Genomic DNA, 16,959 nt, shown 5'->3' on the forward strand with positions numbered 1-16,959 from the left:
ATAATCAGTAGGATCCGAACCGGGTTTACCGATCTCAACATTCACTGTAATCAGTAGAACAGGGGTTAAACAGGATCAGAAGGATGTTTCTTCGCCACATATTCACTGTATTCAGGATCGTCGATACAAGCATGACAGAAAGATCTTCAGGTTTTGCGTGCGCTCTCGAACCAGGCACCGTTTAACATTCACTGTATTCAGTAAATGCAGGGTTTGAATAACAGGGCGGTTAACGCGATAAGTCCGCTTTTACGTTTTCAGCAGCCAACATACTGCATCAAACCTCACATCAAAGATTCACTGTAATCAGCTGTTGTCGTCCTCTATTTTGAGGCGTTGAGTGATTAAAGCTGAATGGCTGACTTACAGGTACCAGGCAAGACATTCACTGTAATCAGTAAAAACCGGGGCAACGTTCACTGTAATCAGTAAAAAACGCTTAAAACATTCACTATAAGCAGTTAACGGCTCACCCTGTCACTTTTTGTCACTGAATACAGTGAACACCCGAGCTAAATGCAGCTAAAATACGTATTCGCTTCTTTATTTGTTTTAAATATAGTGGATATTCAATAACTTAAGTAGATTACATTCACTATAATCAGCGCAATGTCTGCAAGGAAATATTCACTGTAATCAGAAAGAGTAAGACTGTGCCTTTAAACACGTCGGCTGTTCACTGTAATCAGTAGTAAACGGGTTGCAGTGCTCATCATGAATCTCGTCATAAACAATGCTGGTACTTGCTAACTCGTAATTCATTGAATTAACAGTGTTAATATTCTTTAGAAAGGAACACGTAAAAAAAGCAGGCATCATGAAAATACTGAATACAGTGAACGTAACTGATTACAGTGAACATTGAGAATCACTGATTACAGTAAACGAACCGGAAAGATGCACTGTCACTTTTTGCACAAAAGTGACAGTGCCACGCGGGTTTTACTGATTACAGTGAGGGGCAGGGTTACTCTTCGAACTCGATGTCATCAAGTGCATCTATGCTTTCTAAGTTGCTAATACCATCAAGCTTTGGTGTTCTGCTATGGATAATAAAAAACACAGAACGACCACGCTTAACCTCAGAATAATCGAGGTAGCCAATCTCTTTGAGCTGCTCCATTGCACGACGTACTACATGGTTTTGCGTTGTGGTTTTTGAGCCTAAATTAAGACGCATACGCAAACGTGCAAGTGAAATGGGAGCCGGGTTCGTTGGCAAGCTCTCAAGAAACGTGTAGAGCGCCTGGGCGGATTCTTTACGCTTAAGACGTGAGATGGCCCTAAGTTGCAGTAAGACCTTGTGGTCGAAGTTATAGAGCTCAAATAGCTTAGGATCCGCTTGAATCCTCACGATATCTTTTTCACGATCGTAATAAGCTGATTGAACAAGGTGAGTATGATACGCCTTGCCGTTCCCTTCGAAAGATAAAGTATTGGTCGCAATACGGCGCAGAGAAGCATCAAGGCGCTTACGTAAAGCCGCTGAAGAGTTAGCCGAGGGGATGCCACACATCTTAACAAAATCAATAAATGGCAGCGTTACGGTATCGCCTTTAGTGGGATAACGTGAAAATGACTGAATGATGCCGGCCCAGGTTTTAAAATCGTTATCCATATCCAGTCGAGCGCCGGTAATGGTAATCTTTTCATACCCTTCAGCTTTCACCAATGACAGATTTTTTAACTCTTTAGTCGCGTCTGTGGAGGCCATTGCACCAGATTTGCCGCGCGCTGTGGATTTCAGCGTCGGAACAAACAAACCAAGTCGCATTAAAGCAACGGGTTGGACGGTATTATTCTTGTTGGGATGAAGTTGAATAACTTCACCACTGTTTTTGGTTACCGACAGAAAAGGTTCTAGTAACGCTTTGTTTTCACTCTCTTTATCTGCCATAGCCTGGGATCTTCATTCTGTGGATGAAAGGGATCGCTTTCTGATTACAGTGAACATTAGCACTGTTTACAGTGAACATTCTACTGTGCACAGTGAATAAAGTACTGATTATAGTGAACACTTTACTGATTACAGTGAACGCGATCACCTTCTCAGCCCTTGTCCCATGCGGCCTGCGACGATCGGGGATCTCTTAGGATCTATATAGGATCTCTTTATGATCGTTATTTAGGATCTACTCACTGTATAAGTGGATAACGTTGGAAATGCTAACCTTTCATTCCGCTTTATCTCAGATAAATAAAGATCTTTTCCAGACCAACATCAGCGTAAAGAAATTTCGCTCGTTTCACGATTTATAAACAACTTGCTCACTATTATTCATTTTTCATCAGCACATCTGCGGCGTATGGTTATCGTCATGTACTATTAAACAAATAACGAGGCACCATGACTGATTTTGCTATCTCTCGTAATCCCACCACCGGTGAGATCCTTGCACGTTACCCTATGCAAAATGCGGCTGAATTAGAGCAAGCATTAAATACCAGCGCTCAGGCTTATTCTCAATGGCGACACAGCAGCATGGAAACCCGCGTTGCTGTGTTACGTCAATTGGGTCAGCAAATTCGCCAACGTGAAAATGAGCTTGCACGCAGCGTAACGTTAGAAATGGGGAAACCCATCACACAAGCGCGCGCAGAAGTGCTTAAGTGCGCCAATTTGTGCGACTGGTATGCAGAACATGGGCCAGCAATGTTGGCCGATCAACCTACTCACGTTCCCGATGCGTGGCAGACATTTCGCCCAATCGGCGTCATCCTTGCCGTCATGCCATGGAACTTCCCATTCTGGCAGGTTCTACGCGGCGCTGTGAGCATGTTGTTAGCGGGTAATACCTACATGCTAAAACATGCACCTAACGTCATGGGAAGCGCTACGTTGATGTCTGAGCTGTTTGATGCGACCGATCTTCCAAAAGGCGGTTTCAATCTCATCAATGTCGATAACGACGGCGTATCGGCTGCAATTAAAGACGACCGTATTGCCGCTGTTGCTGTAACAGGCAGCGTACGTGCAGGTGCAGCAATTGCATCGCAAGCTGGCGCGGCATTAAAGAAAACAGTGCTTGAGCTGGGTGGATCAGATCCTTTTATCGTATTAGCGGATGCTGACTTAGATGAAGCGGTGAAATCGGCGGTCATTGGTCGATATCAGAATACCGGACAAGTCTGTATGGCGGCTAAACGGTTTATTGTCGAAGCATCCATTGCTGAAGCATTTGAATCACGGTTTACCGCTGCCGTAAAAGCATTAACGTTGGGCGACCCTTTGGATGAAAAAACTTTCCTGGGTCCTATGGCGCGTGCTGATTTACGTGACGAACTGAATGAGCAAGTGCAGGCAACGATCCGTGAGGGTGCTCGTCTGGTGTTAGGGGGATCAAAGCTGGAAGGGCAGGGAAACTATTACGCGCCAACCATCTTGTCTGACGTCACCACGGAAATGACAGCCTTCAAACAGGAGTTATTCGGGCCAGTCGCTGCGATTGCGGTGGCTCGCGATCCAGAGCATGCCTTACAAATCGCTAACGACAGCGAGTTTGGATTGAGTGCAACAGTTTGGACCAGCAATGATGACATTGCCGATCACATGACGCAGCATTTGGAAGTTGGCGCAGTATTTATCAATGGCAACGGCGCCTCTGATCCTCGCGTAACAATTGGTGGCGTGAAGAAAAGTGGATACGGTCGTGAACTGTCGCATTTCGGCGTGCATGAGTTCTGCAACATCCAGACTGTATGGAAAAATCGCCGCTAACGGATTACTGCGCTGCGGGTAAATAAGCTGGCGCAGCCGATCCCTTTGTTTCACTGCGTGGACGCAATAATCTGTCCGGCGCGAAATCAGTAAGCATATCTGAACGAGCGCCGGCGATTATTTCTTCAGCCACTAAACGACCTAAAAGCGGTGCAAGTGTCATACCGCTGTGGGTTGCCATCAGATAAACACGTTGAGCTGACGTGACAAAACCCAGAGCAGGCAAGCCATCCGCAGGACGTGAGCGCTGACCCACTTCAATTCGCTCTATTCGGGCACCTTGCGCATTGGTAAACAGACGACGTAAACGCCGCAACATTTCAACGCCAATCATGCCATTCACATCAGCCGGCCGGGCAGGATCAGCGTGGTGGTCCAAATCCAGCGCCTGAAGCATCAATCGGCCGCCCCCATCGGGTCGCACGTTAAGTTCTGGGGTGATGATATTGCTATTGAGTTGGATGGGGAGCGGATTAGTGTGTGCGAGAAAGCTGCAGGCGGTTTTATCCGCACGATTCGCATCCGTCATATCCAGTTCAAGTCCCAGTTGCCCAATTAATTCCGATGACCATCGTCCGGTAGCTAAAACAAGGTGATCACCTTGCCATTCTTGACCGTCAGACAGCGTCAACGTTACATTTTCTTCGGTTTCATCCAGGGTGATGACTTCGCGGTTGACGCATACCTCTACGTTTTTTCGCGCAAATCAGCCAATAACCGTGCAACGAACAAACTGGGATAGATCAAACATTCAGACGAGAAATGCCAAGCTTGTTGAATGCGCGGATCGAGTTGTATTTCAGGTAAAGCTTGCAACAGGCTATGACGATCCACTACGCGAAAAGGGTACTTCAGCGCGGCAAGCTTTTCTGCCCGCAATTCTAATTGTTTAAGGGTGAAAGCATCAGCTGCCCACTCCCAGGTTCCGGTTTCGAGAAGCCACGGCGCGTTTAAGCCGCTTTCATGTTGTAGCCGTTTGTGTTCGTCAATCGCGCTGGCATTGAGATGGTGATAGCTTTGCGGACTTTTGCCGTTAGCGTTTACCCATGCATAGCTAATCTGGCTGGTTCCACTGCCGGGTAAGCTTTTATCAAATACCGTAACCTGAGCACCTTGAATAGCCAGTGAACGCGCCACGGATAATCCCAGTACGCCTGCACCAATAACAGCAATACGCTGTGGCATTGTTGAACACCTCCCGAGAAGAAAACAGTGAGGCTGGCTCATCTGCATGTAAGCCAGCAGCCCTGAAGTGAGAAAATTAAGATCAACGATGCCGGGATTCACGTCAACCCAACTCTGTAACAAAGATCATACAGCTCAATCACGAACGCTTGGATCTTTCAGGCACCGGTCTTGTCAAACCAGGCGGAAAGCCGATCCGCCGTCCCCATTCTTGAAGAGTGAATAAACGTCAGGACGTCGGCATTTGAAAGGCCATCGCAAGGTGGCTCTGTGTTTTAAATGTGTTCCATCACCAGTACCGCTAAGGTATCGGGCTCCAGCGCGCGGAAGATATGTGCCTCATCACCCGGATAGCTGATGTAATCACCCACTTCCAGTTCAACCGGCGAATCAATGGGGCCGACTAAAGCTCGCCCTTGCGTCAGAATCAAATGTTCAACCGTATTCGGTGGATGCGGCTGAGACTGGCGTTCGGAGCCAGGTTGGATATGCAGCAGATAGATATCGCGTCGTGCACCGGGTGGGCAGGTTGCTAATAAAACGGCCTGATAATCTGCATGTTCAGCCGTCACGGTTGGCCCTTCGCCACGGCGAATCACCTGCATCCGATTCGCTTCAGGTTCCATCAAGCGAGCGAAGGGAATATTCAACGCTACGCAAAGCGACCATAACGTTTCAATGCTGGGATTGCCATTGCCTGCTTCCAGTTGAGAAAGTGTAGATTTCGCAATTCCGGCTCGACGAGCGACTTCTGCCAGCGATAAGCCTGCACGCTGACGCTCACGGATTAAACCGTTGGCAATGATGCTAATGGGCGTCGTCACGTTTACTCCTGTTTGATAAATCGAACGTAACGTTCGTCTTGTAATGCTATTTACACAGGTTCATTATAATGGATAAATCGTTCGTTATGAGATGAAATTATTATGTTGCCGCAAAAAGAGATAGTGGGAAAAGGCGTCGTAAAAGCTATTTTCCTGGTCTGTATTGCTGATGGGATTGTTGGCTTGAGTTACGGCTCGCTGGCAACTGCCGATGGGTTTCCGCTTTGGGTTCCCCTTGCGCTCTCTACCTTGGTACTGGCGGGAGCGTCAGAGTTTTTGTTTATCGGTATCGTCGCAAGCGGCGGGAGTCCCCTTACTGCGGCAGCGGCAGGGCTTCTGGTTAATGCACGCCATTTACCGTTTGGCATCGCGGTTAAAGATTTGGTAGGACGCGGTTCTCGTGGTCTGCTCGGCTGCCATATTATGAATGATGAAAGCGTAGTATTTGGCATTTCTCAGCCTCAGCCTGAACAGCGGCGAGCAGCATTTTGGATCTGCGGCATAGGTATTGGGTTAATCTGGCCGATCAGCGTAATGACCGGAGCCGCCATTGGTCAGTTCATTCCTGACATCTCCACCATCGGCCTGGATGCCGTATTTCCCACCATTCTGATTGCGTTGATCTTTCCGGCATTGCGTCAACGCCGTACCCGGCTTCCGGCTTCAGTAGGGGCAGTGTTATCGCTTGCCGCCACGCCATTTGTTCCCGCAGGCATGCCGGTACTGTTTTCGTTATTGGGCTTGCTCGCCTGGAGATCACGCAAATGAATCAGCACGGCTTGATCATCGCCGGAATTGCATTGCTGGCGGTTGGGACGTATTTAATCCGTTTTGCGGGCGTGAAGTTGGGCAATCGCTTAGCCATAACCGAGCGTACTCAAAGCCTGCTGGCTGATGCTGCAACGGTATTATTGTTAGCCGTTGCCGCCACCAGCACGCTATTCGAAGGACAACATTTTGCCGGAATGGCGCGCGTACTTGGCGTTCTGTTTGCCGTTTTTCTCGCCTGGCGCAAAGCCCCGCTGATTACGATTATTATCAGCGCTGCAGTGATGACGGCTCTATTACGTTACTTTGGCGTACCCTAATTCCCACACTGAACTCGGGATTTTGTCGCGGGGAAAATTATGCCAGGATGCATGAAAGTTAAATAATAGTTAATAATTTCAGGCATTCGATCTCATGTTTAACGCATTCTTTTCTCTGCGCTCAATCTACTCATCTTTGCTGTTAGCGCTGGTGGTGTTACTTCCTTCGACGTCTTTGTTAGCCCGGCCTGAACTCAAGCCGCTGGGCGAAAACATCGCTGACATGGGGTCAACTTATTATCAATTTCAGACGCATTTCTTCACCTCTGCTGATGGCGAGCGTCGCTATAAAGTCTGGATTGGCATTCCTAAAAAAGCCGCTCCCGCAGCAGGTTATCCGGTTCTGTATATGCTAGATGGCAACGCGGCAATGGCGCGCTTATCCGAGCCGATGTTAAAACAGATGAGCAGCGAAGAGCCGCCCGTGCTGGTGGCGGTAGGCTACGACACTAATCTCCCTTTTGACGTGGCCGCGCGCAGTTTTGACTACACACCGGCAGGGGAAAATCTTGAACAAGATCAGCGGATGCGAGGCAGAAAGGGCGGCGGAAGCGCTGAGTTTCGTCAGCTTCTTTTAAATGAAATCGTGCCGTATGTCGAAAAGCGAGCCCCCAGCAATCCTCTTAAACGCGGCATTTGGGGACACTCCTTCGGTGGCCTGTTTGTGCTTGATTCCTATTACAATACAACATGGTTTCACAACTACTTTGCTGCTGCGCCATCATTAGGTTGGGCAAACCAACGCATTATCGCGTTGGCTAAAGAGAGTGATCCGGCGCGCTTGCAGCACAAATCGCTTTATTTGATGGAAGGTGATGGCGTGACCGAACAACGTAAAGGCCACTCGAGTGATCTCAAGCACGAAGAGGGCCAATTAATGCAGATACTTGAACACAAAGGTGGAGATTTGCATCTGTCACGTTATCCGGGCCAAACGCACGGGCAAATATTACCGTCTTCCCTCACCGATACGCTGCGCATCATGTCGAATAATCAAAATTGAGAAGAGCAGGATCTTTATTGTCGCTACTTTCAGGCTTCACATCATCATGGTTTTCCATTAGCTTATGGGAAATGATTGTTTCCTAAATAAGGTAAATTGATGCGTGACCCAACGACTCTCAAAGATCGGGGACGGCCTCGTGAATTCCAGTTGGAAGCGGTGCTGGATAGCGCCATGCTGGTGTTCCGTGAGAAAGGCTTTCATGCCACATCGATGAGCGATCTCAGTAAAGCGATGCAGCTTACCACTGGCAGCATCTACAAAGCTTTCAGCGATAAAAATCAGCTATTTACACAAGTCTTTTCCCGCTATCTGTCGCTGCGCAACAGCGATCTACGTAGCCGACTGGCAACGTGCGAAACAGGTTTATCACGTCTGGAAGCGCTATTGGTTTTTTATGTTGAATCGGTGCGAGATATAGAAGGGCAGCGCGGTTGTCTGGTTGCAGGTAGTGCTGTTGAACTGCAAACACTTGATAAAGATCTTGCTGATGCAGTCAGCGAAGCACTGATGCGTAATCTAAATAATATCCAGCTTCTAATTCAGCAAGGTCAGCAGGATGGATCAATCAACGCGGAGTTGAATGCGGATGCCACAGCTTCATTGATGCTGTGCATTGTGCTGGGCATGCGCGTAGCGGGAAAAATTCCCCAAACGCGTCCTGATGAAAGCATTGTGCCGTTGGCGTTAAAGATCCTTAACTAAAATTTTAACTCATTAAGGCGTGATCATCCCCTAAAAAACGACTCAGGAGAAAATCGTTAGCGTGTGCTTCACAGTACGACTACGTAAATTACCATGCCAAACGGGCCTTCCGGTCCTTCACGAGAGCCTTTTCTGAACCTACCACGCTGGCCCCGGCAAATTATCCCTGCCACGTATCATCCGTTTCCTACGCGACAAGAAGACCGGGCTGATTAATGTTTCCCGGTAAACCCTGCATCATGTTTTCAGCCCGGCAGCTGAGCGAACGGACATTTCACTGCCGGCGATTGATTCACTTAGCACACCTCATTAAACAGCCTGGACTCCTCACAGTCGGGCATGGAGAGCAACACCATGAACAAGAACATTATCGCACTGGCCATCCTGGCAGGTGCCGCTTTCGCTTCTGCGGCAAACGCAGCAAGCGGCACTATCGACTTCACCGGCAGCGTGACGTCGGCTTCCTGTACCATCGACGCCGCGTCTCAAGCCCAGACCGTTGCCCTTGGTAACGTCGGTACCAGCGACTTCGGCACGGCCGGCTCTACCTCAGGTAGCGGCAAAATCACCGTGGTGCTGAGCGCCTGTCCGGCCGCGGCAACCACCGCCGCAGTAAGCTTCGGCGGCCCGGCTGATCCTGTAAACAGCAACCTGCTGGCGCTGAGCCCGGCCTCTACCGCTAAAAACGTGGCCATTGCCCTGTTCGAAGATGACAGCACCACGGCTATTCCGCTGGCGTCCAAGTCTAAAACCTATCCACTGAGCACCGCAGCCGACACCACGCTGACCTACTTCGCCAAGTATCAGTCGACGGCTGCCACCGTGACGGAAGGCTCGGCGAACGCCGCTGCTGACTTCACCGTGCTGTATAACTGATACCCCGGAACACGGATGTCAATAACCTGCCGCTCGTGGCGGGTTATTTTTTACCGGATTAACGATAAAAGAGTGAAGGAAAAAGATGTCTCGCTTATTAACGGGCCTGTGTTTTTTGAGTCTTCTTGGTTTAGCCGCGCTGCAGTCCGCCCAGGCGGGCGTGATTATCGGTGGGACGCGCATTATTTATCATGCGGATAAAAAAGAGACCTCCATTTCGGTAAAGAACCCTGAAAAAACAGCACCCTTCCTGATTCAGTCATGGGTGGAAACCTATCCGGAAGCCACGGCAGACAAGCCCCTGTTTATTATTACGCCCCCGCTGTTTCGCCTCGATGCGGGCAAAGAAAACATTGTCCGCATTGTGCGCACGGGCGGAAGCTTACCGGAAGACCGGGAGTCAGTGTTCTGGGCAAACATCAAGTCTATTCCGGCGTCTGAAAGCACCGACACAAACCGCTTACTCATCTCCGTCAAGACCAAAATCAAACTGTTCTACCGTCCGTCCGCGCTGAAAGAGAATGCCGGCAGTGCCTATAAGAAGCTGGCGTTTGCCGTTCGCGGTGACAGGCTGGTTATCACGAATCCCACGCCCTATTACGTCTCGTTTAACAGCATCACCGTGGGCGGCACGCCACTGAAAGCGCCGGGCATGATCGCCCCGAAATCCGTCCTGGAGCTGCCGTTAATGAAGGCCAGAGGCGGTTCAGTCAGCTGGACAGCCATAAATGACTTTGGTGGTGTGACCGGCGCCGAGACGCGTCAGCTGTAATTAACCACCCCTCCTTTTAGCTAATCCTTACTCCGCCCGGCTGATTTTTCTGCCGGGCCTGAGCGGCTGCGCCTGAAAATCACCAAGCGGGAATATGAACGATGACCTCAAAGATAAAAAAATCAATAATAAAATCAATGCGTCACCCTATTAACAATACGTTTCAGGACGAAATTCAGGCGGTCAGCGGGTTGCCTTATTCGACAGTAGCCTGTTTTGTGGCTGCCGGTATTTTATCCGGCCTCTGTCTGGCGGCTTCACCCGCTGCCGCTGCAGACTATTTCGACCCTGCTGCGCTGGAATTAAAAGAGAGCAGCGCGGCCGAAAGTGACCTCAGGCAGTTTTCCACCGCTGGCGGGCAGTTGCCCGGCGTCTATCTCGTTGATGTTTATCTCAACGGCAACCAGGTCGGCACCCGCGACGTCACGTTTGTCGACGACGGGGGCAGGCTGCTGCCCGAATTCACGCCCGCCGAATTAAGCGCGATGGGGGTGAAAAATGAAGCCTTCCCGTTGCTGAATCTGATGCGTCAGGACCAGGCGCTGAGCAACCTGGGTGAGCTTATCCCTGACGCCGACAGCCGCTTTGATTTCAGCCAGCAGCGCCTTGATGTGAGCATTCCGCAGGCGGCGCTGAACATTGAGGCCCGTAACGCTGTTAACCCTGCGTTGTGGGATCAGGGGCTGACCTCGGCCCGGCTGAACTACAGCTATAGCGGGGCCAACACTGACTACGGCACGGGCCGCAGCCGCAGTAACTTCTTCAATTTGCGCAGCGGCTTTAACGCCGGTGCCTGGCGCCTGCGTAACTATTCCACCTATGCAGGCAGCGGGCAGAAGAGAGCCAGCTGGCAGAGCATCAGTACGTACGCACAGCGTGACGTGCAGCCCTTAAAAGGCCAGCTGACCCTCGGCGACAGCGCCACGCCTGGCGAGGTGTTTGACAGCGTGTCGTTTAGGGGCGTGCAGCTGGTATCTGACAACAATATGCTGCCCGACAGCCTGCGCGGTTTTGCTCCGGTTATCCGTGGCATTGCGCAGTCTAACGCGCAGGTGACAGTGCGCCAGAACGGTTACGTGATTTACCAGACTTACGTGGCGCCGGGTGCGTTCACCATTACTGACCTGTATCCGACCGCTTCGAGCGGGGATCTGGAAGTGGTTATCCGCGAAGCTGACGGTTCAGAGCGGGTCTCTCTGCAGCCCTTCTCCGCGGTGCCTATCATGCAGCGCGAAGGGCAGTTGAAATATGCCGCGACGGCGGGGCGCTACCGCACCGCTTACCTGAGCGGCAATACGCCGAATTTTGTACAGGGAACGGCAATTTATGGCCTGCCACTGTCCAGCACGGTGTACGGCGGGGTGCAGGCGTCTGGCAACTATCAGTCAGCGGCGCTGGGACTGGGGCACAGCTTTGGTCACTGGGGCTCTGTCTCCATGGATGCAACGCAGGCACAGGCCACATTACGCGATGACTCCACGCACCGCGGCCAGTCTTTCCGCTTTCAATACGCCAAAGATATTGCCGCGACAGGCACCACCTTCACGCTGGCGGGTTATCGCTACTCCACGTCAGGCTTCTTCAGCATGCAGGAAGCGAACGAAGTGGACGTCCGCCAGGATGAGGTATGGCGTTTACGGTACAACAAACGCAGCCAGGCGATGCTCAACCTTAACCAGTCGCTTAGAGAGTACGGCAGCGTTTATATCTCTGCCTCGCAGCAGGACTACTGGCAGCAAACCGGCAGTGAGCGCAATATTTCAGCCGGCTATTATCTGACCCATGGCGGTGTTAACTACGGCTTGAACTATACCCTGTCTCGAACGCCGGGCTTGGGCAGCGAAGACCGCCAGCTGGCGTTCAGCGTGCAGATCCCGCTTGACCGGTTTATGGCGGGCAGCTGGGCACGCTATGGCCTGACCCGCAGTAAGAGCGGCGGCACCACGCACAATGCCGGCTTGAGTGGCACGGCGCTTGAAGATAACAACTTGAACTATAGGGTCCAGCAGCGCTATGACCGTCGCGGTCAGGGCTATGGTGGCGACCTGAGCGGCACCTATAAAGGTACCTACGGCGAGGTCAGCGCCGGTTATAACTACGCCAGCAATGCCCGCCAGGTGAACTATGGTGCACAGGGCTCGGTGGTGGTGCACCCGTACGGCGTCACGTTTGGTCAGGCCACCGGTGAGACGGCCGTGCTGGTCCGCGCGCCGGGCGCAGACGGCGTCAGGGTTGAAAACCACACCGGAGTGAAAACCGACTGGCGTGGCTACAGTGTGGTGCCTTACGCCTCAACCTACCGCCATAACCGCATTGCGCTTGATACCGGTACGTACGGCGAAGACATGGACATCGATACCGCCACGTCGTCGGTGGTGCCGACGAAGGGCGCGCTGGTGCTGGCCGATTTTAAAACCCGCACCGGCAGCCGCGTGCTGGTCAACCTTAACCGCAGCGCAGATCCGGTCCCGTTTGGCGCCATGGCGACCCTTGACGGCGACGCTGGCAACAGTGGGATCGTGGGAGATGGCGGCCAGGTATATCTGAGCGGCGTGCCGCAAAGCGGCAGGTTAAACGTGTCATGGGGCAGTGGCGCAACGCAGCAGTGCCAGGCCGCCTTCACCCTGCCTGCGCAAACAAAACAAACCGTCGCTGTGAAAATCGTCACTGCGCTCTGCGAATAAGGAGTTACCCATGACCACATCTGATAAAAAATCGAAGGCATTGTTGCTCAGCCTGATCCTATCCCCATTATTTATCCTGTCTGAGTCGGCAATGGCAGCCTGTAATTGGGGAGCCGGGATATCCGCCCCTGAGAACAAACCGCTCACCTTTGGCAGCGTGATGGTGCGGGCGGACGCTCCGGTGGGTACCGTTCTTGCCGTTGCCAGAACGGACGGTTATCACGGGTCGCAGGCTTTGTTTGTCTGCGATAGCGCCTACGCCATACAGGGGACGCTCTTAAGCTTTCCCACACTCAGTGCTTACGGGAATAATGTCTATAACACGAATATCCGGGGCGTGGGCCTCCGTATAGGGGAGCCTTCTACAAAATTCCCTACTTTGGATGATATGTCCCCTAACGAGAATTTTTATATAGATGGAGAAGGGGTAGTGGCACAGCTGGTCAAAACTGTGCCGGGTAGCGTCGGGGCCGGGCGGGTGATAGCGGGAACGCTCATAAAGTACGAAATTGTTTCCTACCCGGAGTTTCATGCTACGGCCTATCTGGGGAGCGACACCTATATCATTCCCGTTGCCTGCTCCATTAATAACACGGTCATTAACGTTAGGTTGGATAACGCTGTGGAAGCGGATTTCAGCGGCGTAGGCTCGGTTGCGAAACCCAAAGACTTTACTGTCGGGGTAAACTGCGCTTCGGGCACGCAGGTAAAAATGACTTTGGATGGAAAACTCGCGGGTCCGACAGGCGTACTGGCTCTCAACGCCGGAACGGACCAGGCGTCAGGCATAGGGATTCAGCTGCTTAAAGACGGCACGCCGGTGGATCTCGGTACCGAGCTGAACTTTGGCACCGCGACAATGACAGGGAATTTACTGCTACCGTTAACCGCGCGTTATTATCAGACGGCTGCTTCCATCGCTGGCGGAAAGACAAACGCCTCTGCCACGTTTACCATGACATATAATTAACGGCACGCAACGTATCGCCACCTCGCGTATCCAAACCCGTTGCTGGCGACTTTTTCACAACCTGAACCAGCCTAATTGTTCAGTAACATAAGTAGTTAAATTTATGCGGCGAGATTAATTATTAATAATATTGTTTATCCGCCGCATTATTCTTCGATTCCCTATTCACTTACCCTATCTCATTGATTTTTAAGCTTGTAATCGGCTCGATTCTGCATTGCTTTATCTGACGTGCTGTGAATAAATAAACGGTCGCAAATTTCACAAAACGGCTTATAACCGCCTTAAATATTATCCTGTCCGCGGAAAACAACGCTGACACCTTATTATCGAGCCTGCTATGAATGAAGATAAAAAGCTGCTGGCCGAGGAAATCAACGCCAGAGTAAAAGAACTAGAATCCCATTTAGTGGCGATTCGTCGTGATATTCATGCACATCCCGAATTAGGTTTTGATACGGTTCGCACGGCCAATTTGGTCACGCAACAATTACTGGCTTTGGGTTTGCAGCCCAAAACCGGCGTAGGCAGAACCGGCGTGATGGTAGATATTCATGGCGCTGAGCCAGGCAAAGTCGTGCTGCTGCGTGCCGACATGGACGCACTACCGATTCAAGAACAAACGGGTTTGCCGTTCAGCAGCACCTATCCCGGAAAAATGCACGCCTGTGGTCACGATATTCATACCGCGACGCTGCTCGGCGTAGCCGCTATTTTGCCGCACTATCGTCAACAGCTAAAAGGCACGGTACGCCTGATTTTTCAGCCAGCAGAAGAGACGCCTGACAGCGGTGCAGAAGCGATGATTGCCGATGGTGCAGCCGAAGGCATTGACTGGGCAATTACGCTGCACAATAAACCAGAGCTGGCAGCCGGTGAAATCGCGTTAACGCGCGGTGCGAGCACCGCATCCAGCGATGAGTTTGACGTGACGGTTCATGGCGTTTCCACCCATGCGGCACGTCCACACATGGGCAGCGATCCTATCATCGCCACCGTGCATTTGATCAGCCAACTGCAGACCATCATTTCACGCGAGCGTGACCCCGCGCACTCCGCAGTGCTGACGATTGGTCATATTCAGGGCGGCACCACGCATAATATTATTCCCGACAGCTGCCTGTTTCAGGGCACCATCCGCACCAAATCGCCACAAGTGCGTGCTGATATGGAAGCATCGTTCAAGCGGATGTGCGAAGGTGTCGCTTTGGCGCAAAACGTGCGGATTGAGATCAACTATCAGCGCGGCGTTCCGCCATTAATGAACGATGACACATTGATCGATACGCTGGAAACCATTCTCTCGCATCAATTTGATAAGCCGATCATCGCAAAACCCAGCGCCAGCTTTGGCGCGGAAGATTTTTCACTGTTTACTGAACGCGTTCCGGGATGCCAGATTCATATTGGTTCTGCTACGCCTGGACGCGACGATCATCTGCATAACTCCGATTATCAACCGGACGAACGCAGTATTGCCGCCGGGACGCAGGCGTTAACACGCCTCGCGATTGACTTGCTCTCCTAATATAAAAAATTGAGGTTTAGATGATGATGCGTAAAGGCTTGTTTGCTGTCTCCCTGGGAATGGTTCTGCTGAGTACGTCAGCGCTTACGTATGCTAAAGATTTTGGCACGTTGAAATTTGCTACTGAAGCCGCGTATCCGCCGTTTAACCAAACTACGCCAAGCGGCAAAATTGTTGGTTATGAGCCCGATATGGTGGCGGAGCTGGCAAAACGTGCGGGTTTCAAATATGAAATTATTGCGCAAAAATGGTCAGGTATGATTCCCGGCCTGATTGACGGTAAATATGATGCCGTCATTGATGCGGTCACTGTTACGCCTAAACGTGCCGAAGCGATCGATTTCACCCACGAATATACCGTTAGCGTCTCCAGCTTTGTCACAGCAAAAACCTCACCTTTAGCTTCGTTGCCGGGCACCGGTACTGTGGTTGCCGCTGACGATGAAGCTGGCATGAAAAAGTCTATTGATGATTTGAAAGCCACCTTCAAAGGCAAAACCATTGCCGTGCAGGTCGCCACAATTCAGGCTGATTTCTTACAAAAGTATCTGGGCGACGTTGCGACAATTCGTACCTATCAAGCTGGCCCGGAAACTTTCGCCGACCTGATGAATGGCCGTGTTGATGCGGTTATGGCCTCGCGTACCAATCTCAATGCGTTTGTGAAAAAACACACCGACGCTATCAGCAGCAGCGGCTACGGTTTCACGGGTGGCGTACTGGGAGCGGGTTCAGCAATTGGTTTGCGTAAAGGCAATGCCGAGCTGAAAGCGGCATTGGATGAGGCGCTGTTATCCATGATTAAAGACGGCACGCTGAGCAAACTCTCCATTAAATGGTTTGGCGAAGACGTCGCACCAAAAGCCTAATTGCCGATGTTTATGAATATTGATTGGCAAATACTTGGCTTCGGTGATGAAGGTTGGGGCGGCGTGTTGCTTAGCGCCGCTACGGTTACTGTCACTGTTTCTCTGTGCGCCTGGTTTCTGGGCGCTATTTTAGGCAGTTTACTGTGCTGGATGCAGATCGCCGGTTCGCGCTGGCAACAGCGGCTGGCAGCGGGCTACATCACAGTATTTCGTGGTGTACCTGAGTTGCTGGTGATCTACCTGTTCTACTTTGGTGGACGTCAGGTGGTTTCTTCTGTTGGCACCGCGCTGGGTTTTCAGGGGCCGTTCGACGTTAATGGTTTTATCGCAGGCGCAATTGCTATTGGACTGATTTCCGGGGCTTATCAGAGCAGCGTATTTCGTGGCGCCTTTTACGCTATTCCAAAAGGCACGCTGGAAGCCGCAACGGTGACGGGCATGGGACGTCTGATGATGTTCCGTAGAATGATCGTGCCACAGGCGCTGCGCACCGCGCTTCCCGGCATGGGAAATCAGTGGCAATCGGTGATTAAAGAGTCGGCATTGGTGTCAGTAACCGGTTTGGTCGAAACCATGAATCAGGTTTCCACCGCCGCTAACTCAACGCAGATGTCCTTCTTCTTCTACAGCGTCGGGGCCGTGATTTACCTGATAATCACCACCTGTTCAGACTTGGTTTTCCGCTACGTGGAAAAATTTGCCCTGCGCGGCCAACAGCGCGCGAATCTTTAAGGAGC

The 16,959-nt window shown here is 51.3% G+C and carries 14 protein-coding genes and 1 pseudogene; 12 read left to right on the forward strand and 3 right to left on the reverse strand.

Annotated features, from left to right (window positions below; all coding sequences use genetic code 11):
- Nucleotides 1-967: 967 nt before the first annotated feature.
- A complete protein-coding gene (locus KQP84_RS23615) occupies nt 968-1,897 on the reverse strand; it encodes a RepB family plasmid replication initiator protein (RefSeq protein ID WP_215848526.1) in 930 nt (309 codons plus the stop codon).
- A gap of 450 nt (nt 1,898-2,347) precedes the next feature.
- On the opposite strand from KQP84_RS23615, the gene KQP84_RS23620 reads away from it, so the two are divergent.
- Nucleotides 2,348-3,718, forward strand: coding sequence for an aldehyde dehydrogenase family protein (locus KQP84_RS23620; RefSeq protein WP_215848527.1), 1,371 nt, complete (start codon nt 2,348-2,350; stop codon nt 3,716-3,718).
- 4 nt (nt 3,719-3,722) lie between these two features.
- Here the strand turns inward: KQP84_RS23620 and KQP84_RS26355 are convergent.
- Together KQP84_RS26355 and KQP84_RS23630 are read right to left on the reverse strand one after the other, a co-directional pair.
- A pseudogene (locus KQP84_RS26355) lies at nt 3,723-4,903 on the reverse strand (NAD(P)/FAD-dependent oxidoreductase).
- Nucleotides 4,904-5,178: 275 nt separating this feature from the next.
- Nucleotides 5,179-5,727 (reverse strand): helix-turn-helix domain-containing protein, encoded by a 549-nt coding sequence (locus KQP84_RS23630; RefSeq protein ID WP_215848528.1) that lies wholly within the window; start codon nt 5,725-5,727, stop codon nt 5,179-5,181.
- A gap of 102 nt (nt 5,728-5,829) precedes the next feature.
- Here KQP84_RS23630 and KQP84_RS23635 point away from each other — a divergent pair, with 102 nt between their 5' ends.
- From KQP84_RS23635 to KQP84_RS23685, 11 genes are all read left to right on the forward strand, one after another.
- Nucleotides 5,830-6,495 (forward strand): AzlC family ABC transporter permease, encoded by a 666-nt coding sequence (locus tag KQP84_RS23635; protein WP_215848529.1) that lies wholly within the window; start codon nt 5,830-5,832, stop codon nt 6,493-6,495.
- Entirely contained in the window at nt 6,492-6,815 is a 324-nt protein-coding gene (locus KQP84_RS23640; RefSeq protein WP_215848530.1) for an AzlD domain-containing protein, read from the forward strand. The genes KQP84_RS23635 and KQP84_RS23640 overlap by 4 nt, the downstream gene beginning before the upstream one ends.
- A 94-nt stretch (nt 6,816-6,909) precedes the next feature.
- The gene (locus KQP84_RS23645) at nt 6,910-7,818 is read left to right on the forward strand and encodes an alpha/beta hydrolase (RefSeq protein WP_215848531.1); all 909 of its coding nucleotides are present in this window, start codon (nt 6,910-6,912) and stop codon (nt 7,816-7,818) included.
- Nucleotides 7,819-7,917: 99 nt separating this feature from the next.
- The gene (locus KQP84_RS23650; RefSeq protein WP_215848532.1) at nt 7,918-8,523 is read left to right on the forward strand and encodes a TetR/AcrR family transcriptional regulator; all 606 of its coding nucleotides are present in this window, start codon (nt 7,918-7,920) and stop codon (nt 8,521-8,523) included.
- 354 nt (nt 8,524-8,877) lie between these two features.
- Entirely contained in the window at nt 8,878-9,399 is a 522-nt protein-coding gene (locus tag KQP84_RS23655) for a fimbrial protein (RefSeq protein ID WP_215848533.1), read from the forward strand.
- Between the two features lie 85 nt (nt 9,400-9,484).
- Nucleotides 9,485-10,171 (forward strand): fimbrial biogenesis chaperone, encoded by a 687-nt coding sequence (locus KQP84_RS23660; protein ID WP_215848534.1) that lies wholly within the window; start codon nt 9,485-9,487, stop codon nt 10,169-10,171.
- Nucleotides 10,172-10,308: 137 nt separating this feature from the next.
- The gene (locus KQP84_RS23665; protein WP_215848535.1) at nt 10,309-12,855 is read left to right on the forward strand and encodes a fimbria/pilus outer membrane usher protein; all 2,547 of its coding nucleotides are present in this window, start codon (nt 10,309-10,311) and stop codon (nt 12,853-12,855) included.
- A 10-nt stretch (nt 12,856-12,865) separates the two neighbouring features.
- Complete coding sequence (locus KQP84_RS23670) at nt 12,866-13,825, forward strand: fimbrial protein (protein WP_215848536.1); 960 nt, start codon at nt 12,866-12,868, stop codon at nt 13,823-13,825.
- Nucleotides 13,826-14,165: 340 nt separating this feature from the next.
- Entirely contained in the window at nt 14,166-15,353 is a 1,188-nt protein-coding gene (locus KQP84_RS23675) for a M20 metallopeptidase family protein (RefSeq protein WP_215848537.1), read from the forward strand.
- A 20-nt stretch (nt 15,354-15,373) separates the two neighbouring features.
- Complete coding sequence (locus KQP84_RS23680) at nt 15,374-16,222, forward strand: transporter substrate-binding domain-containing protein (RefSeq protein ID WP_252515527.1); 849 nt, start codon at nt 15,374-15,376, stop codon at nt 16,220-16,222.
- Nucleotides 16,223-16,228: 6 nt separating this feature from the next.
- The gene (locus KQP84_RS23685; RefSeq protein WP_215848538.1) at nt 16,229-16,954 is read left to right on the forward strand and encodes an ABC transporter permease; all 726 of its coding nucleotides are present in this window, start codon (nt 16,229-16,231) and stop codon (nt 16,952-16,954) included.
- The last annotated feature ends 5 nt before the right edge of the window (nt 16,955-16,959 follow it).

The sequence above is a fragment of the Candidatus Pantoea bituminis genome (assembly GCF_018842675.1).
In the GTDB taxonomy this organism is placed as follows: domain Bacteria; phylum Pseudomonadota; class Gammaproteobacteria; order Enterobacterales; family Enterobacteriaceae; genus Pantoea; species Pantoea phytostimulans.

Excerpts from the sequence above, each read along its gene's own strand:
- KQP84_RS23685 (WP_215848538.1), top strand. The coding sequence starts at position 16,229 with ATGTTTATGAATATTGATTGGCAAATACTTGGCTTCGGTGATGAAGGT.
- KQP84_RS23665 (WP_215848535.1), top strand. The coding sequence starts at position 10,309 with ATGCGTCACCCTATTAACAATACGTTTCAGGACGAAATTCAGGCGGTC.
- KQP84_RS23655 (WP_215848533.1), top strand. The coding sequence starts at position 8,878 with ATGAACAAGAACATTATCGCACTGGCCATCCTGGCAGGTGCCGCTTTC.
- KQP84_RS23645 (WP_215848531.1), top strand. The coding sequence starts at position 6,910 with ATGTTTAACGCATTCTTTTCTCTGCGCTCAATCTACTCATCTTTGCTG.
- KQP84_RS23680 (WP_252515527.1), top strand. The coding sequence starts at position 15,374 with ATGATGATGCGTAAAGGCTTGTTTGCTGTCTCCCTGGGAATGGTTCTG.
- KQP84_RS23650 (WP_215848532.1), top strand. The coding sequence starts at position 7,918 with ATGCGTGACCCAACGACTCTCAAAGATCGGGGACGGCCTCGTGAATTC.
- KQP84_RS23675 (WP_215848537.1), top strand. The coding sequence starts at position 14,166 with ATGAATGAAGATAAAAAGCTGCTGGCCGAGGAAATCAACGCCAGAGTA.
- KQP84_RS23620 (WP_215848527.1), top strand. The coding sequence starts at position 2,348 with ATGACTGATTTTGCTATCTCTCGTAATCCCACCACCGGTGAGATCCTT.
- KQP84_RS23640 (WP_215848530.1), top strand. The coding sequence starts at position 6,492 with ATGAATCAGCACGGCTTGATCATCGCCGGAATTGCATTGCTGGCGGTT.
- KQP84_RS23635 (WP_215848529.1), top strand. The coding sequence starts at position 5,830 with ATGTTGCCGCAAAAAGAGATAGTGGGAAAAGGCGTCGTAAAAGCTATT.
- KQP84_RS23615 (WP_215848526.1), bottom strand. The coding sequence starts at position 1,897 with ATGGCAGATAAAGAGAGTGAAAACAAAGCGTTACTAGAACCTTTTCTG.
- KQP84_RS23670 (WP_215848536.1), top strand. The coding sequence starts at position 12,866 with ATGACCACATCTGATAAAAAATCGAAGGCATTGTTGCTCAGCCTGATC.
- KQP84_RS23660 (WP_215848534.1), top strand. The coding sequence starts at position 9,485 with ATGTCTCGCTTATTAACGGGCCTGTGTTTTTTGAGTCTTCTTGGTTTA.